The organism is Agrobacterium sp. LEGMi-208b (assembly GCF_059511785.1).
Genome location: NZ_CM183446.1, coordinates 490918 through 515074 on the forward strand (window position 1 = coordinate 490918; position 24157 = coordinate 515074).

Consider the following 24157-nt stretch of genomic DNA (forward strand, 5'->3'; position numbering starts at 1 on the left):
CTCGCTACGCGCCGCATCTTGAAATCTTTGCCGGGCGGCAATCATCGCCGCCCGGCTGCAAGCTTAGGCGATGGCCTTGTCCGACCCGTTTTCGCGGCGGGAATAGACGCTTTCCCTGAAAGGCAGGCCAAGATGGTCGCGCAGCGTCGCCCCTTCCAGATGCGGATCGAAATAACCGCGCCGCTGCAGCACCGGGATGACGAGGCGGATGAAATCGTCCAGCCCTTCGGCAATCACCGGGAAGCCCAGAATGAAGCCGTCAGCCGCGTCATGCTCCACCCAGCGGATGATCTCGTCCGCCACCTTGTCCGGTGTGCCGATGAAACCTTCACGCGGGGTCGCAGCCTCCAGCGCCGCTTCCCGCAGCGTCTGGTTCTTTTCCTTGGCGCGGCGCTTGATGCGGTCGGTCGTCGAGCGGAAACTGTTCTTGCCGATCTCACCGAGTTCGGGGAAAGGCTCATCCAGCGGATAGACGCTGAAATCATGGTGATCGAAGAAACGGCCGAGATAAGCGAGCGCATCCTCAATGGTGATGAGGTTGCGGATGACGTCATATTTCGCCTCCGCTTCCTCCTGGGTCTCGCCGACGATGGGGCCGATCCCGGGGAAAATCTTCACATCGGCAGCGGACCTGCCCTGCGCGACGGCGCTCTGTTTCACACGCTTGAGGAAAGTCTGGTTTTCCTCCAGCGAAGCGGAATTGGTGAAGACGGCATCGGCATGTTTGCCCGCAAGGCCGATACCGGCATCGGAGGAACCTGCCTGGAACACCACCGGCTGCCCCTGCGGCGAACGCTGGATATTGAGCGGGCCTTCCACCTGGAAGAAACGGCCCTTGTGGCCGAGTGTGTGGAGTTTGGCACGGTCGAAGAATTGCCCCGTCTCGCGGTTGCGCACAAAGGCGTCGTCGTCCCAGCTATCCCACAGGCCCTTGATGACTTCGAGATATTCGTCGGCGATCTCGTAACGCAGCGCATGTTCGGGATGGTTGCGGCTGTAATTCTTCGCCGTGCCTTCGAGCGGCGTCGTCACGGCATTCCACCCGGCGCGGCCGCCGCTCAGGAGATCGAGCGAGGCGAACTGGCGGGCGATGGTGAAGGGGTCGCTATAGGAGGTCGAAACGGTGCCGGCGAGACCGATCTTCGAGGTCACGGAGGCGAGCGCCGAAAGGATCGTCAGCGGCTCGAACCGGTTGAGGAAATGCGGGATCGACTTGTCGTTGATATAGAGCCCGTCCGCCACGAAAGCAAAGGCGATGCCCGCCGCTTCCGCCTTCAGCGCGGTCTTCCTGAAGAAGTCGAAATTGACGCTGGCATCGACAGGGCTTTTGGGGTGCCGCCAGGCATTCATGTGACCGCCGGGACCCTGAAGCATGATGCCGAAACGGATTTTCTTTCTCGTCATGTCATTCCCTCCTCAGAGAAAATTACGCCGCCCGGGAAAGGCGATGCGTGGCAAGCAGTTCTATCGAGGCAAGCCGCTGATCTGCCCCGACATGCGGCGGCTCGATGATGAATTCTTCGATGCCGTGCTCTTCGGAAAGCGCACGGAGCGCCTTGTGAATATCCTCCGGCCCGCCATGCAGGACGTTAGGCTTGCGCTCTTCGATGCGGTAATCGGCATCGCCGGACTGGCGGGCGAATTCCTCCGCCTGTTCACGCCGGCCCAGATTGAACGCCCTGCCGTCGCTGAGAAATACCCGGTAAATGCGCTGGCCTTCCATCTGCCGCGCGGCATGGGCGGGGTCGCTGGCCGCAAAAGCCGACAGGGCGAGGATCGGAGCACTTCCGCCACTTTCTTCGCGGAAAGCCGCGAGGCTGCGGCGAAGAACATCGGCATCACCATTGAGGTGACCGGCAAAAACGAAATTCCATCCCCTTGAAGCCGCAAGCCTTGCGCTTTCCGGGCTGGCGCCGAGCAGGAATCTTTCCGCAGCGACCGGTGGGACGGGTGTTGCCTGCAGTCCGGCCTGCGTATGATCCTGCGGCGCGGCGCCGGACAAAAACGTGGTGAGTTCACTGAGCGCCGTTTCGAAATCCGGTTTACGGGCAGGATCATAGGCCTGCTGCAAGGCCGACGTCGCCAGCGGCAACCCGCCCGGTGTCTTGCCGATGCCAAGATCGACCCGGCCGGGCGCAAGCGACGACAGGACATTGAAAACCTCGGCGACCTTGTAAGGACTATAGTGCTGCAGCATGACGCCACCCGAGCCGACGCGGATGTGGGAGGTCTTCGCCAGGATCCAGGCAACCAGCGCTTCCGGCGCGGAACCGGCAAGCTCCGGCGAATTGTGATGTTCGGCCACCCAGAAACGGCGGTAACCCAGCTCTTCGGCGCGTCTGGCAAGATTGATCGTGTCGCGGAACGCGCTCGCGGCGTCCTCACCCGGCGGAACCGGGCTCTTGTCCAGCAAACTGAGCGTATACATCATCACCTCGCGCGTCTTTGATGCATACTTTGTCTACCGATTTTATATTCTAATAAAGGATGATCGTTCCACGTTGCAGCGCGATCAGAGAAAATATTGTTTTCAGTGATGTTTTCAGAGGCCGGCCCTCGCAAAGCCGTCGACAAGGCCGACGAAATAGCCCCAAAAGGCTGCAACAGGTCGCTTTCCGCGCCGAACCCGGACGAAACGGGCTTGCGCCGGAATTCGCTAAAAACTACTTAGTAAGTTAGGAATAATATGGCCCGGCACCGTAAAACGTGCCGTCTCTCTTTTCGGATCATGCGATGTTGACCAAAAAAGGCAAATACGGATTAAAGGCTCTTGTCGATCTGGCGCAGTTGCCCCAGGGCGAGACCGCCTTCGTGACCGAAATTGCGGCCCGCAACAATATCCCGAAAAAATTCCTCGATACTATTCTTCTGGAGTTGCGCAATAGCGGCATTCTGCGCTCCAAGAAGGGCCCGAATGGCGGTTATTCGCTGTCGAAAATGCCATCCGAAATCATGATCGGGCAGGTCATCCGCACGCTGGACGGCCCCCTGGCTCCCATCCGCTGTGCAAGCCGCACGGCCTTTGAAGCCTGTGACGACTGTGATGATCCGGAGACCTGTCAGGTGAGGGTTTCGATGACGGACGTGCGCGACGCCATCGCAACCATTCTGGACAATATGACGCTCGCGCAATTCGTGGCCAAGGACGGGCAGGACGCCCGCTCCATTCCGGCCGGCGAATAGGATTCCACCCGACCCTCAGTTCATGTCTGACGACAGGGCGTCGCTTATTGCCTGCGCAGATCATCGTCCAGCGACGCGATCAGCCCGGCTTCACTGACGCCTTCGACAAGACCGAGGCGCGCCATCAGAATTTCAAGCGTGATGGCATTGTTGCGAACCGAGCGAAAGGTGACGTTTTCCGCCCCCACCTGTGCCGCATCGATATTCGCCGCAAGGCTGGATATCTGCGCCTTCAGGAGTTCAATGGCGAGAAATATTTCGCCTATCACGGGTCGCGCCGCGCCATCACCGGCCAGCCTGTCGATCAGCAGCGCCGAAAGTTCGCGCTGCTTCTGCCCCAGAGCCACGGCGGCTTTCAAAAGGGTAGAAACGGAAACGGCCAGATTTCCGGCTCCCTGAGCCAGAAACACCACCTGATCGGCGCGTAGCAGACCTTCCCATGACGTATTGGGGCGGTTGCGCAGAACGACAAGCAAGGGCTGTCCGGCCGTGTTGACGGCCGGCACGACAATCCAGTCCGCGTCGCCCCTGACCGACCCCGCGACGTCGTCGGGAAGCCGCAGGGCGTAGTCGTCCTCCGTCAGCTTGACCGCCTGATCCAGATCCGCGGCAGATATTGCCAGCGCGAAAGTCTCGCCAAGATCTAGACGGGCGAAGAGCGCCTTGCGCTGGTCTTCGCTGCCCGCGTTCCTGATGAATTCAAGCGCGGTGAAATGTTCAGCGAGATCATGCGCCGCCGCGGCATCGGCTGCGGAAATGATGGCGAGCGCCTGCGAGAGAACATCATTGGTGATGTCCGCCCCGCCGAGTTCCGTTGGAACGGAAAGAGCAAGAAGACCGGAACGGGCGATCCGCGCATGGATTTGCCCGGGACTTTCAACGGCGCAGTTTTCGGCGATCGTCCGGGCAACGGTCAGCACATCGATATCCGTGCCGAGGCGTGGAGGAACGAAACGAAGTCTTTCGCCGAGAGGCGTGACGGATCCCATGCTCAACTCCCTCAAAGAATGACAAAGTGAAAGCGCCGAACGACCGGCGCTCAGTCCAGAGAATGATAACGACCGTTTTGATAGAGCAGCGAATGGCCGGAGCCGATGCGGATCGCCTCCACCTTGCCGATGACGATGACATGGCTGTGCCGTTCGATCGCCTCTTCAATCGTGCAATCGATCGCGGCAACAGCATCTTCGAGAATAGGCGCTCCGCTCGACAGCCGTGTCCATTCCGCACCGCGATACCGGTCCGGGCCTTTCAGGCCGCCGATGCCGGCAAACTGATTGGCGACGAACTGATGGTTCGCCCCGATGATATTGACGGCGAAATGACCGAAACGCTGCACCACCGGCCATGTGGATGAGGCGCGGTTGAGCGCCACCAGAATGCGCGGCGGATCGACCGACAGAGCGGTGGCCGAGGTCACCGTCGCGCCCGTTCGCTCGTCACCCTCACCGGCCGTAATCACGCTGACGCCGCCGCCGAGCGTTCTCAGCGCCGCCTTGAGGCTGTCGGCATCCGCCGCCTTGCCGGCGACCGGGTCGCGGAGGTTGATGAACTGTTGATCCTTGACCGCATATTGCAATGTCATCGGGTTGCTCCTGAAAACAGCTGAATTGTTCAATAGCTAGCAGCGGCGGCGGGGGGTGAAATAGACATCGTTTTCCATAATGATAATATTCTATAGAAATAATGTTTTATGTCCCGTCGCCTGGTTTCGTCCCGCTGCAAGGATATCTGCCGAAAAGGAGGGAGGCACAGGCCGCCTCCCGTCGATGGATCAGGATCCGGACACCAGCTTGACGTTGCCGCCATGGCCGCCGCCGCCGAAAACCTGTTTCGCGCCGAAAGAAGACCGTATCTGGTTGCGGGGTCCGCCAAGCCCGATTTCCGGAAACAGCAGTTCGGAAAGGCGATAGGCTTCTTCGAGATGTGGATAACCCGAGGCGATGACGGTATCGATGCCCAGCGCCTGATACTCTCGGAGCCGCGCTGCCACCGTCTTCGGCGAACCGACCAGTGCCGTGCCCGCACCCGAACGGACGAGACCGATGCCCGCCCACAAATTCGGAGAGACTTCGAGCCGGTCACGCCGGCCATTGTGCAGCGCCTGCATTCTCGCCTGCCCGACGGAATCCGAAGCCTTGGAGAAGACCTCCTGCGCGGATGCGATGGTTTCATCGGAGAGCTTCGAGATAAGCCGCTCGGCATCGGCCCATGCTTCCTCGTCCGTTTCACGCACGATGAAATGCAGACGGATGCCGAAGGTAACCTCCCGCCCCTTTTTGGCGGCGGCGGCGCGCACCTTGGCGATTTTTTCCGCCACCTGCGCCGGCGGTTCACCCCAGGTGAGATATTTGTCGGTGATACCGGCCGAAAACTCGATGCCGGCATCGGAAGAACCGCCGAAATAAAGCGGCGGGCGCGGCTCCTGCACCGGCGGCAGGCCGAGTCTCGCGTCCAGCGCCTTGATATATTTGCCGTCGAGGTTTCCCTTGCCGGTTTCGATCAATGAGTTGAAGACCTGGAAGAATTCGTCGGCGTGATCGTAACGCTCGTCGTGCGGCAGGAAAATGCCGTCGCCGGCCAATTCCTGTGCGCTGCCGCCAACCACGATGTTGAGAAGCAGCCGCCCATGGGAAACGCGATCGAGCGTGGAAGCGAGCCGCGCGTAATAGGCGGGTGACGCGACGCCCGGACGGATGGCGACGAGGAATTTCAGCTTTTCGGTATAGGCGGCGAGATTGGCCGCAAGGATGAAGGATTCTTCGCAGGCGACACCGGTGGGGATGAGCACGCCTGAATAACCGAGCCGATCGGCGGCCTGGGCTATTTCCCGGAAATAGCCGGGATCGGCAGGACGTGAAAGGTCATCCGAGCCGAGATAGCTGCCATCGCCTGACGTGGGTATGAACCACAGAAAATCGAGTGGTTTATCGGGTGTGCTCATCGGCAGGTCCTTTGCAATCTGCCCTCGGGCAATGCGGCTTGGTGATAAAAGGGTAGCCAATTCCCCGGCACGTTTAAGAAATTTTGTTCCAATTTCCATCCGGCAAGGAGAGTTTCTCTCCCGTATGAACCGCGCTGCGAAGGGAAAAGGAGCCCTCGCTGATCGTCGTCAGAAGACCGGATAAAGGCCGAACATCGCAAAGTTCATTTCGCAGATCTCTTCCCGTTCGAGTTCGAGATCGCTTTTCTCCTGCCGGATGCGCCCGGAATGATCCAGAGGGTGAAGACTGGCCTGTTCCTCTTCCCGCGGCTGGCGCCGGGTCAAACCGAACAGATCGAAAGTAAACGCATGAAGTCCCTGCGGCATGTGCGCCTCCTTTGCTCAACTCACCTTATCCTCGGGCGACCGCCCGAAATCGTCAATATTTTCCATAAAATTACTATTCTATAATTGGAGGGTCACCGGCAAATGTCGACTAAGGTTGCGGCGGTGGGAAAAAATCCGTTTCCGGCCGCCGATAATGGGGCCATCGCCGCTGCATCTGGCGACGACGGTAATTTTCAAGTGTCCGGCCTCAGGGCAAGGCGAGCCGGCGCTTGAGAAAAAGGCCGGCAAATGCGCCCAAGCCGCAAAAAACGAGAAATACCCAGCCGGAAAGCGCGCCCGCATGGATGCCTGAGAGCAGCACGCCAATGGTGCAGCCAAGCGCGGTCATGCCGCCCCAGCCCATCAGCACGCCACCGGCAAACCGTGTCGCCAACCCACCCGCGGAAGGCCATGCTGGCTGAAATTTTCCTGCCGAAAGCGCGGACGCCAGGCTCGCAAATATCAGTCCCGAGACGAACAGGCCGTTCGGCGACAGGATCGTCGTTTTAACGGCGCTGATGCATCCGCGCACCGTGTCGAGCCCCGCGAGCGTTTCCGGCACCCAGCCCGCCGCAGCCCCTGCCGTTCTGACGATGCTGCCGAGTTCGGCCGTCACCCCGAGCGGTGCGACACGGGAATAGGAAAAGGCGCTGATGGCCGCGACGAGTACCCCTGTGACGACGGGCGGCCAGCGGTCGATGAAGACGCTTCGAAGCGCCTGCCGCAGCCTGTTTTCCGGCGCCACGGTCGAGGAAGCGGGGGCGGTTTTATCGAAAAACAGAACGAGGAGGATCAGAATGGCCAACACGGCGCCGGCAATCAGCAACGCCGGGCCGTATCCCAGATGATGCGGCAACCAGATGGGTCGATCGTCGAAAATGCTGACCGTATAAAGAAAATTCCAGCTCAGGAATGCCAGCAGGAAACCGACGCCCGCACCCAATATGGCAAGCACGGAACCGAAGGCCCCCTCGCCCAGCCGGTAAAAATGCCCTGACAGGCAGGAGCCGGAGAGCGCTGCGCCGAAACCGAAGACGGTCGCCGCCACCGCCAGAATCCAGCCGACGGGGCCGATATGTGCATTGGGCGGCAGGCGGCCGGGTTGCGGCACCGGCACCCACGCCGCGGTGACGATCTGGTAAAACACCACGCCCGCCAGCAGGGCGACAAGAATAGCCACAACACCGTCCGAACGTCTGCCGTCGATAAAATCGCGAAAATTGCAGAGAAAGCAGAACCGTCCGCGCTGCATCACGATGCCGAAGGCGGCCCCGGCCAGAAGGGAAAATGCAAGCGGCCTGCCATTCTCAAGCAGCTCCAATCGATAAGCAGCAACCGTGACGGCACATAAAATGGCAAGCGCCGCAAGGCGGGAAAGGGTCAAACGCATGGAATACCGGCAATGTCGGAAGAATAAATGCCGGCGCGCCACCCGACGCACCGGCCCATGGATGGAGCGGAGAAGGCTTATTTGCCCGTCCAGACCGTTCCCGTCGGATTGCTGATCGGCACACCGACCGCATTTCCGTACTCGGTCCAGGAGCCGTCATAATTGCGGACGTCGTAACCGAGTATCTTCTTCAGTGCGAACCAGGTGTGGCTGGAGCGCTCGCCGATGCGGCAATAGGTGATGATGGGAGCCGAACCGTCGATACCCTTCTCGGCATAGATCGCCTTGATCTCTTCGGCCGATTTGAAGGTTCCATCCTTGTTGACGATCGTGCCCCACGGAACATTGACGGCGCCGGGGATGTGACCGGCCCGCACGGACAATTCCTTGACGCCATCGGGCGCGAAAATCTTGCCGGAATATTCATCCGCCGAGCGGATATCCACCAGCTTGATGTTGTGCTTGCCCTCGGCCACCGCAACCACGTCCACAAAGCGCGCCCGGACAGAGGTGTCGGGCTCGGCAAGCTTCAGTTTCGTTTCGGCCGTTGCCGGTGCGGATGTGTCGAAAGGCAGGCCCTGCGCTTCCCAGAGCTTGCGGCCGCCATTCAGCAGCTTCACCCGGTCGCCCAGACCGTAGGTTTCGAAAATCCACGCCCCCCAGGCGGCAAACCAGTTATTGTTATCGCCATATAGAACGATCGTCGTATCGTCACCCACACCGGCCTTCTGCAGCAGGGACTGGAAATTGTCGCGCGCGGCAATGTCGCGTTTTTCCTTGTCGACGAGATCCGTATGCCAGTTGAGGTTCACAGCACCGGGAATATGCCCGCGCTCATAGACGCCCGTATCGACGCTGACTTCAAAAACCCGCACTTTCGGATTGTCGAGATTTTCCTTCAGCCAGTCGGCCGTCACCAGCGCTTCCGAAGCCCCGGCCGTGGCCAGCGATATCGTCGACAAAAACAACCCGCCGAGAGCCGACGTTACTAGCTTGATCCTGGACATTTTCCTTACCCCTTCCCTGATTTGATGACCAATGAAAGGTGACGACAAAACCGTCCGGAGCGAAGAAATTCTTTTCTATATTTTTTATAGAAAATAAATGCGGCCACTCAAAAACAATCTTCAGGTGAAATTCAAAATTTCATCGACAAAAATCGCCCATAAAACCTCTAAAGGTTGCAAGTGGTGTCAAAGCTGAAAAGGGCGATAAACCGGCCCGCATCCATCCCGTTTAGCAAGGAAGGCTGGAAGGCCCGATATCTCTCTCTAAAAATGCGCGTCGCCCAGGGCAGTCAATCTGCGCAGTCTCGATCCGGCCACCGCTTTTGCAGGTGCAGCATCAGCTTTCAACCGCTCGAGAAGAGCATAACCTTCGGGCCAACGCCCGTAGCCGCTGGCAATATTGATATGTCCGACGGCACCGAGATTGATGAGATCGCTCCCCCACAGGCGCGCACTGCGCGCGAGCTCCTCGCAATCCATATAAGGATCGTTCATGCTGCCGACGACGAGGCTGGGGAAAGCAAGCGGTTGCTGCGGAAACGCGCCAAACCGGACGATACAGGGATGCATCGTCTCAACGCGATCGAGATGAGCGGGTGCGACCAGAAGCGCGCCCTTGATTTTGGCGGCGGAGGGTCGAGACGCCATATTCGCCACCAGCACGCAACCCAGACTGTGGGCAACGATATAAGCACTTTCGACTGTTGCCAGCGCTGCCTCGAGACGATCGAGCCAGTCCTCGAGAACCGGGCACTCCCAATTGTCCTGATCGACCAGCTGTGAGTCGGGATCATCCAGCAACCAGTGCCGCTGCCAATGTCCTTCATCCGAACCATTCAGGCCAGGGACAATCAAGGTGGTACACATGCCTGCTCCGTGGGTTATGGGCGGTATGTCGCAAGCATGGTGAATTTCGCGATTTCCGTCGACTATTGCCTTGCTCACCTTTCGAAGCCTCGCGAAAAATCGATCCAGACAATTTCGATAGAACAGAAAATGCTTTCTCCATGACGGAGATAATCCCAATCAGAGGAAATCATTTCCTCAAATTTTTTATATAGAAAATATGTGCAATATAGGCTTTCCAGACGGAAAGCTTTTCCTCCGCCGCATGACAAAAGAAACGCCGCTGCTTCGCCGGACCGCCGCCGCTTTGCCATTCTCGCAGCTGCGGAGGCTTGCGCCTCCCGGGAGCCCCAAGTGGTGAAGGCCAAACGTCGGCAGGGCCATTCCACCGCACCATAAAACGAAAATTCAGGCGGATAATGTGAGCAGCACGAGCGAATTTCTCTGGTACATCCCCAATGACGTCAAACCCGGCCACCGGGGCGACGCCGTCAGCGACAATCACAACAGTCTCGATACATTGACGAGCCATGCCAAAGCGCTTGAAACCCATGGCTGGAAAGGCGCGCTGGTCGGCACCGGCTGGGGACGTCCGGATACATTTACGGTGGCAACGGCGCTTGCGGCGCGCACCACCACATTCGAGCCGCTGATCGCTATCCGTCCCGGCTACTGGAAGCCCGCCAACCTCGCATCGGCCGCCGCCACGCTCGATCAGCTTTCCGGTGGTAGAGTTCGGATCAACATCGTCTCCGGCAGGGATGAGCTTACCGCCTATGGCGACGAAGAAGGCGACCAGGCGCAGCGTTATGCCCGCACGAAAGAATTCATGCGGCTGGTGCGGCGGCTCTGGACGGAGGAAAACGTCACCTTTAACGGCGATCATTTCCGGGTGACGAACTCCACCGTTTCGCCGCGCATCGCCGCGCGCGAAGACAGGCCACATCCCAAACTCTATTTCGGCGGCGCTTCCGAAGCAGCCGAGCAGGTTGCCGCAACCGAGGCCGATGTGCAGCTTTTCTGGGGAGAGCCGCTCGCCGGCGTGCGCGAAAGGATCGAGCGGCTCAGGCACTTCAGTGAAAAGCTCGGCCGCGATCTGCCGCCGCTGCAATTCGGCCTGCGGATCACCACGCTGGTGCGCGAAACCACGGCCGAGGCGTGGCGCGATGCGGAAGCGAAGGTTGCCGAAATGGCCGCAAACAATGGCGTACGCTGGAACGACCATCTTCAGTCCGTGGCGGTCGGCCAGCGCCGCCTGCTGGATTTGCACCGTCAGAGCGACGTGCTGGACGACAATCTTTATACCGCACCGGGCAAATTCGGCGGTGGCGGTGCCGGGACGACCTGGCTTGTCGGTTCGGCGGAAGATGTCGCCGCGTCATTGCGCAAATACCGTGCGCTGGGCATCAGCCATTTCGTGCTTTCCGACACGCCCTATCTCAAGGAAATCGAACGGCAGGGCAACAGCTTGCTGCCGCTGCTGCGGGATTGATCGGCGTGGCTTGAACAAGGGTGGCCCGCCTCGGACAGGGCCGCCCTTTTGTTTCGTCGGTCAACCGCCCGCTGCCTTTATGCTCTGACGACCGAGAATCGTTCGGATCATATGGCTCTGCGGCGCATGCGCCCTTGCCGTTATGGCGTCACGGTGATGGCGTTCAAGGTCGTAATCCCGGCGCAGGCCGCGATTGCCGCCAAGTTCCAGCGCCAGATCCGTCACCGCCACCGCATTGTCGATGACCACATGGCGAACGGCCAGCGCATCGGTTCCCACTCTCTCCCCCGCATCGACATCGCGGGCGACGGAGAGAAGGAGGCGTCGGTTCGCCGCAAGCAGCACCTCGATCTGGCCGAGACCTTCCTGAATGCGGGGAATGGAGGACAGCGGCGCGCCAAGACTTGCCGGAACATGGCCATTCAGATGGCGCAACAGATCGTCCCGCGCCGAAAGGGCGACACCGTGATAGACGGAAGCCAGCAGCACGAAGAAATTATAACCGTCCGCCTCATCGCGCCGCAGCGGCTCATCCGCCGGTTGCTCGGCGACGATATCGGCAAGCGGCACCTTCACATCTTTCAGCACCAGATCATGGCTGGCTGTGGCATACATGCCGGTCGCTTCCCATGCTTTTTCCTGGGCGATGCCAGCCGCATCGAGAGGGACCAGAAGCTGGATGAGGCGCGGCGTCTTTTCCGTCGTCACGGCAAGCACGATCGCCCATTTCAGCCCCGGCAGGCCGGTGACGAAACTCTTGCGGCCATTGACCACCCAGACATCGCCCTCGATCCGCGCCGTCGTTTCCGGCAGGCCGCCATGGGCCGGCGAACCGACACCCGGCTCCGCCTGCGCATTGTTCAGGAGCGCCGGCTCCCTGCTATTGGCGGCCAGTACCTTTGCAGCAAGTACTGCGGGCCACTTGCCACGCCGGATCGCGGCATGGACGCTATAATGCATGGCAAGGATAAGGGCGGTCGACGGATCGCCCTTGGCTATGGCCGTAATGACGGCATGGGCCGTTTCCATGCCCTCGCCCCAGCCGCCATCCTTTTCAGCCGTGACGAGGCCCAGCAGGCCGGACTTGAAAAGCGCCTCGAAATTGCCGGCGGCGAATTCACCGCTTTTATCGTGATCCGCAGCGGTCAGGCTGAAATCCCCGGCCAGCGCGGCTGCGATGGCGACCGGATCGGGCCGCTGCGCCGGCGCATCCGGAACGGCGGAAAGTGCAACGCTCATGCCACCGCCCTTTCATTTGCCGTAACGAAACGATCATCGATCCAGTCGCCAAGATCGAAGTCTTTTTCAAGGAAGCCCCATTGATGCAGGAAATCCTTGTAGTGGCCGACAGCGCCGACAAGGTCGGCATCGAGGCCAAGACCGAGATGGCGGTGAACCTCAGCTCCGTTGGCGGCCAGAACCTGTTCCTCTGTGGCACCGGCCTCGCGCGCGATGAAACGGCGCGTCTCTTCCGGGTGCTGTTCCGCCCAGAGCGAGGCCCTGGCGATGGCGCCAACCAGCCGCTGCACCAGATCGGGGCGCTCATCGGCAAGCCGTCCGTCGACCGTCAGCACCCGTGGCGAACCGGAATTGATGCGTATTTTCGGATCGGGATGAAAACCGAACTCCGCCACCTGCACCGCGCCGATCAAATTCGCGGCGGCAATGCCGGCCGTTCCCTTGACGAAAATCGCATCGACCTCGCCCCGCAGGAGCGCGATGATCTCCTCGCCGAAGGATTGCCGGCGCTTCAGGCCGAACAGCGACGGCCCTTCCTGAGAGGCCAGCACCGAATCCTTGATGACGATGTCCTTGAGCTCGACATCCTCGACCTTCAGCCCTTCCAGCGAAAGCGCCGAAACGACGCCTTTCAGCGCCGTCGCGCGCATGAAATCGACGATGCCTTCCGGCCGGCGCGGCACGCCGAAACGGCGACCGGCGAGATCGGCAAGCGAGCGGATACCGGTTTCCGGCAGGGTGATGATTGCCTGAAACTCGTCCGTCCACGTCACCCCGATAAGGCGCGTATTGCGCCCTTCCGAGCGGGCGCGGATGGGAGGCACATTACCGCCGTGGCGGAAGGACCATTCGAGCGTGTGGTTGAAATGGCTCTGGCGAACCGAACGGTCAGGAGAATCGATGATGGATTTCAGCGATATGCCGATCTCCTCGAAGGTCTGCGCAAGATAACCGAGTTGCGCCGCCAGCCCCACCGGCGTGGGCACCGGGCAGCGTGTGTACCAGATTTCGGAAAGTGTCGTGCTCATGGCTTTGGCCTCGATGAAAACGATGGCACCGGAAGCGATGCCGCGGCGCCTGTCGACTGAAGGGAGACATACCGGCCCGCACCAAAGAGCGAGCCGGATTTGGCGAGACGATCAGGATGCAGCGATATGCGCGAAGGCGAGGCTTCCCGCGACACCTTCGGCACCAATGGTGTGATCGGCGATGCGCTTGTTGAAGATGGTGATTTCAGGTGCCGCGACGATGTCGATGGCCGGCACGTCCTCGACGAGGATCTGCTGGATTTCCTTCCATTGCGCGACGCGCTTGTCCGGATCGATCTCGATGGCGGCGGCTTCGAGAAGCGCGTCCACCTTCGGATTGCTGTAGGCGGCACCATTGGAGAAGGGCACGCCCTTCTTGAAGTTCTTCGACCAGTATAGCCGCTGCACGCCGACGGTCGGATCGAAGAGATTGCTCATGCCCTCATAGGCAAAATCGAAATCGCGATCCGTGTAGATGCGCTTGGTATAGGTGGCGAAATCCTGCGTGCGTACCGTTACATCAACACCGACTTTGGCCAGCGCCTGGCGAATATAATCCGCGCCGCGCGGATAGGCTTCGGTGCTCGGCACATAGTCCAGATTGAGCTTGAAACGGATGCCATCCGCACCGCGCTTGTATCCGGCCTCATCGAGCAGCGCTTCGGCGGCCTTCAGATCGATCGGATAGGTCTTCAGGTCCGCAACGAACCATTTCGTCAGCTTCGGATTGATCGGCCCGGTGATGGTTGCGCCGTAACCGTAATTAACGGTGTTGAAGATGACGTTGCGGTCGATCACATGCGCGAAGGCGCGACGGACGCGCACATCCTTGAACACATGCTTTTCCAGGTTGAATTCCACGCGGCTGATTGAATTGGTATATTGATAACCATTTGTCTCAAAACCGAGGCTCGGAAGCTCTTTCAGGCGGTCGAGATCGCTATAGGCGACCGGCGTGCTCGGCGCGAGATCGATCTCGCCGGTCTCGATGGCAATCGCGCGGGCCGACGCGTCCGGAATGAAGCGGACGATCAGCTTGTCGAGATAGGGGCGCGGCGCATCCCAATAATCGGCATTACGCTCGAAAACGATATGGCTGCCACGCACCCACTCCTTGAACTTGAAGGGGCCGGTGCCGATAGGCGCGAGATTGACCGGATTTTCGGTCACTTTCGTGCCGTCATAAAGATGCTTGGGCACGATGGGTGTTTCGGCCGCGGCAAGCGCCGTGATCAGGTACGGCGCGGGTTTGGAAAGAACCAGAACTGCCGTCAACTCATCAGGCGTCTCGACGCTTGTGAGGTTCAGGAATGTATTGCGGCCGCGCGGATGCACTTCCTTGATGGTATTGATGGAGAAAGCCACATCGGCTGATGTAAACGGCTTGCCGTCATGCCACTTTACGCCGGGCCTCAGCTTGAAGGTGTAACGCAGGCCATCTGCGCTCACATCCCATGATTTGGCCAGCAGCGGCTTGGGATTGAGATCGAAATCATAGGTCAGCAGACCTTCGGTCACCTTTGGCGATATATAGACGGAATTATAGGCCGTATGTGCGATCGTCGTCAGCACCGGCGGTTCCGATGAGATGAGCAGGGTGGCCGTGCCGCCACTTGCCGGCTCCGCCGCAAGGAGCTTCAGCCCCGGCAAAGACACCACGCCGAGCGCCACCGACGCCAGCAGGAAACCTCGCCGCGTCGTCTGGTTGAAAATAGTCATGCGATACCCTCTCCTTGATTGAACCGGCAAAAAACCGGCAAACTGAACGGTCGCGCTTAGGAAGAAGTTTGTTCCGCAGAGGAGAGTGAGTTTGGCATGAAGAACCAACCATTCTCATAACTAGGAATTATATTTTCTTTATTGCGCATATTTCCGTAAATTTCAGAAAATAATTCTATTACTCTTTGACAAATTCCATAAAATTAGTCAACTAATAGCCGCGCCTTTAGAGGCTGATTTTATGTTTCCCACGCTTACGGACTGGAGCCGATGTCGAATTCGAAACGGATTTTATCGCAGGCAAGACGGGTGGCCATTCAGGCCATTCCGACGGTTCTCGGTATCGTCATCCTGAACTTCTTCCTGCTGCAGCTGGCGCCGGGTGATGCGGCCGACGTGCTGGCAGCGGAAGCGGGTTCGGCAACCGTCGAGACCATGGCGGAAATCCGCTCCCGCTTCGGGCTTGACCTGCCAGTTCTGCATCAGCTGATGAACTATCTCGGCAATCTGGCCCAGTTCAGCCTTGGTTTTTCGCCGCGATACGGCATGCCTGTGGCAGACCTTATCGGCCAGCGCCTGCCCGGCACGCTTGCGCTGATGGGCGCAGCCCTTGGTATCGCGATCTTCGTCGGCGTGTTCCTCGGCTCCATCATGGCGCTTTTTTCCGGCAAGCTGCCGGACCGGATCATTTCGATTGGCTCACTGATCTTTTATTCCGTACCGGGTTTCTGGATCGGCCTGATGCTGATCCTGACCTTTTCCGTCAAGCTCGGCTGGCTTCCGTCCGGCGGTGACAGCACCATCGGCAGCAGCCTTACCGGGTTTTCAGCCTTTCTCGACAGGCTGCGCTACATCGTGCTCCCTGCCCTGTCTCTGGCGCTTTATTTTCTGGCCATTTATGCCCGCCTCACCCGCGCGGCGATGCTGGAGGTGAAATCGCAGGACTATGTGCGCACGGCACGCGCCAAGGGCGTTTCGCCGATCAGGCTCACCACACGCCACATCCTGCGCAACGCGCTCATCCCCATCACCACCATGGCCGGCATGCATATTGGCGGCCTGCTCGGCGGCGCCGTTGTGGTTGAAACCGTCTTCAGCTGGCCGGGCCTTGGCCGCCTCGCCTTCGAAGCCGTCATGGCACGGGATTTCAGCGTGCTGCTCGGCATTCTGCTTCTCTCCTCCCTCGTCGTCATCATCGTCAATGCGGCCGTAGACCTGTTGCAGGCATGGCTTGACCCCCGCATCGGAGAAAGCCGATGAATTCCTCCCACACGACAGCGGTTCTCAACACGGCCGAACTTGACGCTGAAGAGACCAATCCCAAACCGAAAAAGCCGGAAGAAAAGGCCTGGCCCTATATTCATGCGCCGGATGCGCTTTCGGCCCGCTCCGTCTCCGTGCCGCGACGTGGACTGCGGCGCGAACTGAAAATCTTCCTCACCAATCCCAATGCCATCGTCGGGTTGCTGTTTCTCGCCACCGTCATCGTCACCGCACTGATCGCCCCGTTGATCTATCCCGGCGATCCCCTGGAAATGGTGGCCCGCCCGTTCCTATGGCCGGGCCAGAATGCGGCCTATCCGCTCGGAACCGATTCCATGGGCCGGGATGTTCTGGCCGGCATCGTGCATGGCGCGCGCATTTCGCTCACCGTCGGTGTCGTGGCAACGCTGATCGGGCTCACCATCGGCATCGCGGTTGGCGCTTTCGCCGGTTATTTTGGTGGCGTGATTGACGACATCCTCGTCAAGCTCATCGAAATCTTCCAGACCTTGCCGAATTTCGTGCTCTTGGTGGTGCTGGTCGCCATCGCCCAGCCGTCTGTCACCACGGTCACGTCGGCCATCGGCATCATCACCTGGCCGCTCGTTGCACGTCTTACCCGTGCGGAATTCCGCGCCATTCGCGAAAAGGATTATGTGCTCGCCGCGCGCAGCCTCGGTTATGGCCATGCCCGCATCGTTTTTCAGGAAATCCTGCCCAATGCGCTGCCACCGATCATCGTCACCTCATCCGTCATGGTGGCGGGCGCGATCCTCATGGAAGCAGCGCTGTCCTTCATGGGGCTTGGCGATCCCAACCGTGTCTCCTGGGGTTCGATGATCGGTTCCGGCCGTGATGTCATCCGCACGGCCTGGTATCTGACCGCCCTTCCCGGCCTTGCCATCGTCTTCACCGTCATTTCGCTGAACCTCATCAGCGATGGCCTCAACGATGCGCTCAACCCCCGTTTTTCGGAGGAACGCCGATGAGCAAACTGATCGAAGTCCATGATCTCTCCGTCAGCTTCGGCTCAACCCAGCCGGTCAAAGGCGTCAGTTTCGATGTCAGCCCCGGCGAAATGCTGGCGATCGTCGGCGAAAGCGGCTCCGGCAAATCCCTGACGGCACTTGGCCTGATCGGCCTCTTGCCCTCCCACGCCAAAACCGGCGGCCGGGTTCTGCTCGAGGGCCGCGATCTGCTGCCGCTTTCCGAGCGGCAATGGCGCGGCATTCGCGGCCGGGATATCGGCATGATCTTTCAGGAGCCGATGACCTCGCTCAACCCCGTGCTGACGGTCGGCGAACAGATCATCGAGGTGCTGCGCATCCATGAGAAGATCGACCGGCATCAGGCGCGCAAACGCGCCATCGAGCTGCTGGGCCTCGTCAACATTCCCGATGCCGGCCGCCGGGTGGATGATTATCCGCACCAGCTTTCCGGCGGCATGCGCCAGCGTGTGATGATCGCCATCGGCGTTGCCTGCAATCCGAAACTCCTGATCGCCGACGAGGCGACGACGGCTCTTGACGTGACGATACAGGCGCAGATCCTGCAACTGCTCGACAATCTGCGCCGCGATCTCAACATGGCGGTGATCCTCATCACCCACGATCTCGGCATCGTCGCACAATGGGCGGACCGGGTGATGGTCATGTATGCCGGCCGTAAAGTGGAAGAAGGGCTGCCGGAACCGGTTTTCTCCAACCCCTACCATCCCTATACGCGCGGCCTGCTTGCCGCCTCGCCGCGCGCGGAAGACGGCCAGCATTATCGCGACGGGCCGCTCATCGAGATTCCGGGCTCCATCGTTTCCGCCACGGGGGAACGCGGTTGCGCCTTCCGGCCACGCTGTCCGAGCGCCCGTGGTTTCTGCGGGCAGTTCGTGCCGCCGCTAAGGCCGATTTCGGAAGGCCGCTACGCCGCCTGCCCCTTCGTTGCTCCCACATCCCAGGAGGTGTCCAATGACGCTCTTGTCAGTGCATAGCCTTTCCACCCACTACTCGGGCGGACGCGGAACCGTGCGCGCCGTCGATGACGTCTCGCTTGATATCGAGGCGGGCGAAACCGTAGCACTGGTGGGCGAATCCGGCTGCGGCAAATCCTCGCTCGGCAAGTCGCTGATGCGTCTGGTCGAACCGTCATCCGGCAGGATCACCTTCAAGGGCGCTGATGTGACGGCAATGACGCCTTCGCAGCTCCGCGGCATACGCCGCCGCATCCAGATGATCTTTCAGGATCCCTTCGCCTCCCTCAATCCGCGACAGACGGTGCGCACCATCCTTACCGGGCCGCTGAAAGTGCACGGCATCGGCGACCGGGCGCGCCAGCGGGAGATTGTTGAAGCCATCGTCGCGCAGGTCGGTTTGCCGGCGGATTCGCTCGACCGTTATCCACATGAATTTTCCGGCGGTCAGCGCCAGCGCATCGGCATTGCCCGCGCACTGGTTCTGGAGCCGGAACTGGTGGTCTGCGACGAGCCGGTCTCGGCGCTCGATCTTTCGATACAGGCGCAGATCCTCAATCTTCTGGTGGAGATGAAGAAGCGGCTTTCGCTGTCCTATCTCTTCGTCTCCCATGATCTGTCCGTGGTACGTTATTTCTCTGATCGCGTGCTGGTCATGTATCTCGGCAAGATCGTCGAAAGCGCCCCGACATCGGAACTCTGGGCTTCTCCGAAGCATCCTTATACTCGCGCCCTTCTCGCTGCCGTTCCCGATCCCGCCCGCCGCAAGCAGGCGGCACCGATTTCCGGCGATCTGCCGAGCCCGCACGATCCGCCATCCGGCTGCCGGTTTCACACACGCTGCCCGCTCGCCACCGATCTCTGTCGCGAAAAAGCGCCGGATTACACCCTTTTCGGCAAGAACCACGCCGTGGCCTGCCACCATGCCCAATAACTTAAAGGAGCAACCATAATGGTCGACTATCGCTATCTCGGACGCAGCGCGCTGAAAGTTTCACCGCTGAGCCTCGGCACGATGATGTTCGGAGGCCCGACACCGGATGACGTGGCCTTCCGCATCATCGACAAGGCACGCGAACAGGGCATCAACTTTATCGATACCGCCGATGTCTATCACGACGGCAAGTCGGAAGAGGTCGTTGGCCGCGGCATCAAGTCCACGCGCGATCATTGGGTTCTGGCGACGAAATTCGTCAACTCCCATACCAAGGGCCCGAACCTTGGCGGCCATTCGCGCAAATGGGTGATCGAGACCGTCGAAAATTCGCTGCGCCGCCTCAACACCGACTATATCGACATTCTGTATTTCCACCGCGCCGTCTTCGACGCGCCGCTGGAAGAGCCGCTGCGCGCCATCGCCGATCTTATCCGCGCCGGCAAGCTGCGTTACTTCGGCGTGTCGAATTTCCGTGGCTGGCGTATTGCCGAAATTTCGCATCTGGCCGACCAACTCGGCATTGACCGGCCTGTCGCCAGCCAGCCGCTCTACAACATCGTCAACCGCACGGCGGAAGCCGAGCAGCTGCCGGCGGCCAATCACTATGGCCTCGGCGTCGTGTCCTATTCGCCGCTCGCACGCGGCGTACTGACCGGCAAATATCAGCCGGGCGAACAGCCGGGTGCCGATACCCGCGTTGGCCGGGGCGACAAGCGCGTTCTGGAAACGGAATGGCGTCCGGAATCGGTTGAAATCGCCCAGAAGGTCGCGGCCCATGCCGCTTCGAAGGGCGTTTCGGCGGCGGATTTCGCGCTCGCCTGGGTGCTGAACAACAAGTTCGTCACCGCCGCAATCACCGGCCCGCGCACCGAAGAGCACTGGAACGGCTATATCCGCGCCCTCGATGTGAAAATCGATGCCGAAGATGAAGCACTGGTCGACAGCCTTGTGACAACAGGCCATCCCTCGACACCCGGTTTCAACGATCCGAGCCATCCCGTCGAAGGCCGCGTGCCGCGCAATCTCGAGGCCGCACACCGCCCGGCGCTCAAGCCGCGCGCGGTCGCCTGATCGCCCAGACGAACATGCCTGCGGCGCGATTGTGCCGCAGGCTATCACATCCGCTCACGGGAAAACCGCAATGCCCAATCCGAAACCACAGACAACCACCACCAATAATTCCGGCGTGCCGAGCCGTGACGAAATCCTGGCCCGGGCAAAGGACATTGCGGCTATCGCAGGCCGGGATGCCGCCCGCCGCGAGCGCCAGCGGGAACTGCCCTTCGATATCTTCGCCCTTATCAAGGAGGCAAAGATCGGCACGCTGCGTGTCCCCGAAGCCAAGGGCGGACCGGGCGGCTCGATTGCCGACTATATCGAAGTGCTGATGATCCTCGGCGAAGCCGACAGCAATATTCCGCACGCGCTTCGCAGCCATTTCAATTTCACCGAAAATCTCGCCCTTGCACCCATCGAGCTGGAGGACCGGCGGCATCTTGAACAGGTCCTTGCCGGCAAGCTCTTTGCGGGCGCCAGCACCGAGCAGGGCACCAAACGCCCCGGCGAAATCACCACGCGGCTGAGTGCCGATGGCGATCGCTACCGGCTGAACGGCCGCAAATGGTATGCGACCGGTACGGCCTTTGCCGATTTCGGCACCTTCAGCGCCATTGGCGATGACGGGCAGCCGATCGGCGTGCTCATTCCGCTTGATCGCACTGGCATCACCATCCTCGACGACTGGGACAGCATGGGCCAGCGCATGACGGCAAGCGGCGGCGTGCTGCTTGAAAATGTCGAGGTGCTGCCGCATGAGCTGACAACCCGCAAGCTCGGCACCCAGATCGGCCGCCACAGCTCGGCCATGCGGCAGCTGCACCTTGCTGCGTCTGCTGCCGGCGCCGTTCAGGGCGCGCTTAATGACGGTGTGGAATATGTTCTGCGCCAGGCGCGCACCACGCTTCACAGCGCTGCGGAAACCGCCAATCAGGATCCCTTCGTGCAGAAGATGCTGGGTGAAATCAGTGCCGGCGCTTTCGCCGTCAAGACACTCATCCGCGAAGCGGCCAGAACGCTCGACCGAACGGCTGCCGCCTTTGCAAATGGTGACGAAGAGGCCATTGAGGCAGCCCTGCTGGAAGGCTCGCTTGCCACCGCCCGCACCCAGATCATCGCCTCGCAGCTTTCGCTGACCGTCGCTACCAACCTCTATGAGCTCGGCGGCGGCTCGGCCACATCGAGCGACAGGAACTTCGACCGCCACTGGCGCAACATCCGCACGGTCTACAATCACAATCCGCTTGCCCACAAGGCGCGGGTGATTGGTGACTATTACCTCAATGGCACCACGACGCATCTCAGGGAAGGCCGGGTGTTCTGACCATGCGGAAGATGCAGGCGGCAAAGGAGGAACATCAATGAGAACGGAGTTTGTCGCTCCCGCCGCGAGCCGGGCAGCTTTTCGCCTGCCCACACTTTCCAGGCTGCCGCCGCTGACCGCCTTGCGCGCCTTTGTCGTGGCCGCCCGCCATGCGAGCTTTTCGCGGGCGGCGGAGGAGCTACATGTCTCCACCGCCGCCATCGGCCAACAGGTCCGCATTCTCGAAACCCATCTCGGCCAGCCGCTTTTCAGCCGCCAGCGCGGTGAATTGCTGCTGACGGATGCCGGCAGCGCGCTTTATCCCGGCCTTGCCGATGCTTTCGAGACCATGATCGGCAGTCTTTCCGACCTGATGGTTTCGAATGCCCGACCGCAGTTGAAGGTTCTGGCGGAAGGTTGCTTTGCCGCCCGCTGGCTGGCGCCGCGGCTGGGCAGCATCGTTCCGGCCCTCGGAGACGTTGAGCTTTCGATCGAATCCATCGAGGGTGAAACCGTCGATCTCACCCATTTTGATGCCGATTGCGCCATCGTCGCCACCCACGCGCAAATTCCGGGCTTTCTTCACGAGCCGCTTTTCGCCGATACCGTTAGCGCTGTCTGCACTCCCGAGTTCGCGACCTGCCATGAGCTTGCAGGCGAGCCCGCCCAATTGCGGGATCTCGGCTTTGCGATGTTGCGCGGCAATGGCCTGGACGCCGCCTTCGAATGGGCGAACTGGCTGCGCGCCTGCCGCATTCCGCTCCGGCTTTCCGCGACAGGCCCGCGTTTTTCACGCCAGACGGTGCTGATAGAAGCAATCTTATCCGGCCATGGCATTGGCCTCGCGCGCCACTCGCTGATTTCGGAAGAGCTGAAAAACGGCCGCCTCATCGCCCCCTTCGGTTCACCGCAGCCGACTGCCAGCCGTTATCACCTGCTGACCAGTCCTGACAGGCGGCGGCTGCCGGAGGTCGCATCTCTACTCGCATTGTTGCGCGAGGATATACGCTCACTCGAGGCCGCCGCCTGAACACGCCCGTCCCACCTCAGGCGCGTTCCCTTTGCAACTCTTTGGCCGCATAGATATTTTCGGGCCGTGGCAGGCCATAATGGTCGCGCAGCGTATCGCCTTCGTAATCCTCGCGGAACAGGCCGCGCCGTTTCAGGATCGGCACCACCTCATCCACGAAGATATCGAACCCGCCATTCAGCCATGGCGGCATGATGTTGAAACCATCGGCTGCGCCCTCGCGGAACCAGGTCTCTATCCAGTCCGCCACCTGTTCCGGCGTGCCTGATATCACCTTGTGGCCGCGCCCGCCGGCAAGCCGATGCAACAATTGCCGGATCGTCGGGTTTTCCCGGTCTATGACATCAAGAACCAGCTGATGGCGGCTGCTATCCGCCTTCGCGCGTGTCGCCTCGACGGCCTCTATTGGCAGCGGCTGGTCAAGATCGGCCGATGACAGGTCTATGCCGGTGATACGCTGCAATTGCCCGAGCGAAAAGGCCGGCTGGATGAGATCGTTGAAGGAGGCCTCAAGTTTGCGCGCTTCCTCCTCGGTTGATGCGATAAAGGGGCTGATGCCAGGCAGGATTTTAACGTGGGCGGGATTGCGACCTGCAGCCGCAACACGTTTCTTGATGTCAGAATAAAAAGACCGCGCACTCTCCAGAGTCTGATGCGCGGTAAAGATTGCCTCGGCATATTGGGCGGCAAAACCGCGCCCCTCCTCAGAGGAGCCGGCCTGCACATAGACCGGCCGGCCCTGTGGTGAACGCGGCACGTTGAGCGCGCCCCGCACCCGATAAAATTCGCCATCGTGATTGGCGGGATGGATGCGGTCTGTCTCGGCAAACAGACCGCTTTCCTTGTCGGCGACGATGGCATCGTCTTCCCAGCTGTCCCAGAGCTTCGTCACCACATCGACGAACTCGATGGCCTGACGGTAACGGTCGGCATGCGGCGGATGCTTCTGGAGATTGAAGTTGCCGGCCGCCGCATCCGCCGAAGTCGTGACGATGTTCCAGCCAACCCGGCCGCCGCTGATATGATCGACGGACGCAAACAGCCGCGCGAGATTGTAGGGCTCGTAATAGGTGGTGGAGGCCGTGGCGATGAAACCGATCTTTTCGGTGACGGCGGCAAGCGCCGAAAGCATGGTGATCGGCTCCAGCCGGTGGCGGGCGGCATAGCGGATATTGGCATCCAGCACCGGCGCATCGGCAAAGAAGATGGCATCCAGTTTCGCCGCTTCGGCCTTGCGGGCGATATCCTGATAGAGCTTTATATCGGTGACGCGATGGGGCTCCGAATCCGGATGCCGCCATGCCGCCTCATGATGTCCGCCAGGATAGATGAAGGCATTGAGAACCAGCTTTTCGGATTTTCTGCTCATGGAAATGACCTCTTATTCGCTC

At 60.4% G+C, this 24157-nt stretch carries 22 protein-coding genes; 9 read left to right on the forward strand and 13 right to left on the reverse strand.

Annotated features, from left to right (window positions below; genetic code table 11):
- Positions 1-63 precede the first annotated feature (63 nt).
- Both AC5YUO_RS16960 and AC5YUO_RS16965 read right to left on the reverse strand, forming a co-directional pair.
- Positions 64-1404 (reverse strand): LLM class flavin-dependent oxidoreductase, encoded by a 1341-nt coding sequence (locus AC5YUO_RS16960; protein ID WP_496156057.1) that lies wholly within the window; start codon positions 1402-1404, stop codon positions 64-66.
- Between the two features lie 22 nt (positions 1405-1426).
- The gene (locus AC5YUO_RS16965; RefSeq protein ID WP_496156058.1) at positions 1427-2431 is read right to left on the reverse strand and encodes an LLM class flavin-dependent oxidoreductase; all 1005 of its coding nucleotides are present in this window, start codon (positions 2429-2431) and stop codon (positions 1427-1429) included.
- 302 nt (positions 2432-2733) lie between these two features.
- Between AC5YUO_RS16965 and AC5YUO_RS16970 the strand changes: the two genes are divergently transcribed.
- Positions 2734-3183: an RrF2 family transcriptional regulator gene (locus AC5YUO_RS16970; RefSeq protein ID WP_400812879.1), complete on the forward strand. Its 450-nt coding sequence runs from the start codon at positions 2734-2736 to the stop codon at positions 3181-3183.
- 44 nt (positions 3184-3227) lie between these two features.
- Here the strand turns inward: AC5YUO_RS16970 and AC5YUO_RS16975 are convergent, their stop codons facing one another.
- The 7 genes from AC5YUO_RS16975 to AC5YUO_RS17005 all read right to left on the reverse strand — a co-directional run bounded on the left by AC5YUO_RS16975 (position 3228) and on the right by AC5YUO_RS17005 (position 9757).
- Positions 3228-4172 carry an acyl-CoA dehydrogenase family protein gene (locus tag AC5YUO_RS16975; protein ID WP_496156059.1) on the reverse strand — a complete coding sequence of 315 codons (945 nt, stop codon included), beginning with the start codon at positions 4170-4172 and terminating at the stop codon, positions 3228-3230.
- 50 nt (positions 4173-4222) lie between these two features.
- Entirely contained in the window at positions 4223-4768 is a 546-nt protein-coding gene (locus AC5YUO_RS16980) for a flavin reductase family protein (RefSeq protein WP_496156060.1), read from the reverse strand.
- Positions 4769-4957: 189 nt separating this feature from the next.
- A complete protein-coding gene (ssuD, locus tag AC5YUO_RS16985; protein WP_496156061.1) occupies positions 4958-6127 on the reverse strand; it encodes an FMNH2-dependent alkanesulfonate monooxygenase in 1170 nt (389 codons plus the stop codon).
- Positions 6128-6295: 168 nt separating this feature from the next.
- Positions 6296-6493 (reverse strand): hypothetical protein, encoded by a 198-nt coding sequence (locus AC5YUO_RS16990; RefSeq protein ID WP_400812883.1) that lies wholly within the window; start codon positions 6491-6493, stop codon positions 6296-6298.
- A 208-nt stretch (positions 6494-6701) separates the two neighbouring features.
- Positions 6702-7883 (reverse strand): YeeE/YedE family protein, encoded by a 1182-nt coding sequence (locus AC5YUO_RS16995; protein ID WP_496156062.1) that lies wholly within the window; start codon positions 7881-7883, stop codon positions 6702-6704.
- 77 nt (positions 7884-7960) lie between these two features.
- Complete coding sequence (locus AC5YUO_RS17000) at positions 7961-8890, reverse strand: sulfurtransferase (protein WP_496156063.1); 930 nt, start codon at positions 8888-8890, stop codon at positions 7961-7963.
- Positions 8891-9154: 264 nt separating this feature from the next.
- Entirely contained in the window at positions 9155-9757 is a 603-nt protein-coding gene (locus AC5YUO_RS17005) for an alpha/beta hydrolase (RefSeq protein ID WP_496156064.1), read from the reverse strand.
- Positions 9758-10157: 400 nt separating this feature from the next.
- Here AC5YUO_RS17005 and AC5YUO_RS17010 point away from each other — a divergent pair, with 400 nt between their 5' ends.
- A complete protein-coding gene (locus AC5YUO_RS17010; protein WP_496156065.1) occupies positions 10158-11228 on the forward strand; it encodes an LLM class flavin-dependent oxidoreductase in 1071 nt (356 codons plus the stop codon).
- 60 nt (positions 11229-11288) lie between these two features.
- On the opposite strand, the gene AC5YUO_RS17015 is transcribed toward AC5YUO_RS17010, so the two are convergent.
- The 3 genes from AC5YUO_RS17015 to AC5YUO_RS17025 form a co-directional block, all read right to left on the reverse strand.
- Positions 11289-12467: an acyl-CoA dehydrogenase family protein gene (locus AC5YUO_RS17015; RefSeq protein WP_496156066.1), complete on the reverse strand. Its 1179-nt coding sequence runs from the start codon at positions 12465-12467 to the stop codon at positions 11289-11291.
- Positions 12464-13495 carry an ABC transporter substrate-binding protein gene (locus AC5YUO_RS17020; RefSeq protein ID WP_496156067.1) on the reverse strand — a complete coding sequence of 344 codons (1032 nt, stop codon included), beginning with the start codon at positions 13493-13495 and terminating at the stop codon, positions 12464-12466. Before AC5YUO_RS17020 ends, AC5YUO_RS17015 begins: the two co-directional genes overlap by 4 nt.
- Before the next feature lie 111 nt (positions 13496-13606).
- Positions 13607-15214, reverse strand: coding sequence for an ABC transporter substrate-binding protein (locus tag AC5YUO_RS17025; protein WP_496156068.1), 1608 nt, complete (start codon positions 15212-15214; stop codon positions 13607-13609).
- A 270-nt stretch (positions 15215-15484) separates the two neighbouring features.
- Between AC5YUO_RS17025 and AC5YUO_RS17030 the strand changes: the two genes are divergently transcribed.
- The 7 genes from AC5YUO_RS17030 (at position 15485) to AC5YUO_RS17060 (ending at position 22766) form a co-directional block, all read left to right on the forward strand.
- Positions 15485-16474: an ABC transporter permease gene (locus AC5YUO_RS17030; protein ID WP_065117478.1), complete on the forward strand. Its 990-nt coding sequence runs from the start codon at positions 15485-15487 to the stop codon at positions 16472-16474.
- The gene (locus AC5YUO_RS17035) at positions 16471-17466 is read left to right on the forward strand and encodes an ABC transporter permease (RefSeq protein WP_110757843.1); all 996 of its coding nucleotides are present in this window, start codon (positions 16471-16473) and stop codon (positions 17464-17466) included. The genes AC5YUO_RS17030 and AC5YUO_RS17035 overlap by 4 nt, the downstream gene beginning before the upstream one ends.
- Positions 17463-18461, forward strand: coding sequence for an ABC transporter ATP-binding protein (locus AC5YUO_RS17040; protein WP_496156069.1), 999 nt, complete (start codon positions 17463-17465; stop codon positions 18459-18461). Before AC5YUO_RS17035 ends, AC5YUO_RS17040 begins: the two co-directional genes overlap by 4 nt.
- A complete protein-coding gene (locus AC5YUO_RS17045) occupies positions 18439-19374 on the forward strand; it encodes an ABC transporter ATP-binding protein (protein ID WP_269313426.1) in 936 nt (311 codons plus the stop codon). Before AC5YUO_RS17040 ends, AC5YUO_RS17045 begins: the two co-directional genes overlap by 23 nt.
- Before the next feature lie 18 nt (positions 19375-19392).
- Positions 19393-20448, forward strand: coding sequence for an aldo/keto reductase (locus AC5YUO_RS17050; RefSeq protein WP_496156070.1), 1056 nt, complete (start codon positions 19393-19395; stop codon positions 20446-20448).
- A 70-nt stretch (positions 20449-20518) separates the two neighbouring features.
- Complete coding sequence (locus tag AC5YUO_RS17055; protein WP_496156071.1) at positions 20519-21757, forward strand: acyl-CoA dehydrogenase family protein; 1239 nt, start codon at positions 20519-20521, stop codon at positions 21755-21757.
- Positions 21758-21794: 37 nt separating this feature from the next.
- Positions 21795-22766 (forward strand): LysR substrate-binding domain-containing protein, encoded by a 972-nt coding sequence (locus tag AC5YUO_RS17060; protein WP_496156072.1) that lies wholly within the window; start codon positions 21795-21797, stop codon positions 22764-22766.
- A 16-nt stretch (positions 22767-22782) separates the two neighbouring features.
- On the opposite strand, the gene AC5YUO_RS17065 is transcribed toward AC5YUO_RS17060, so the two are convergent.
- Positions 22783-24135, reverse strand: coding sequence for an LLM class flavin-dependent oxidoreductase (locus AC5YUO_RS17065; RefSeq protein ID WP_496156073.1), 1353 nt, complete (start codon positions 24133-24135; stop codon positions 22783-22785).
- Positions 24136-24157: the final 22 nt, after the last annotated feature.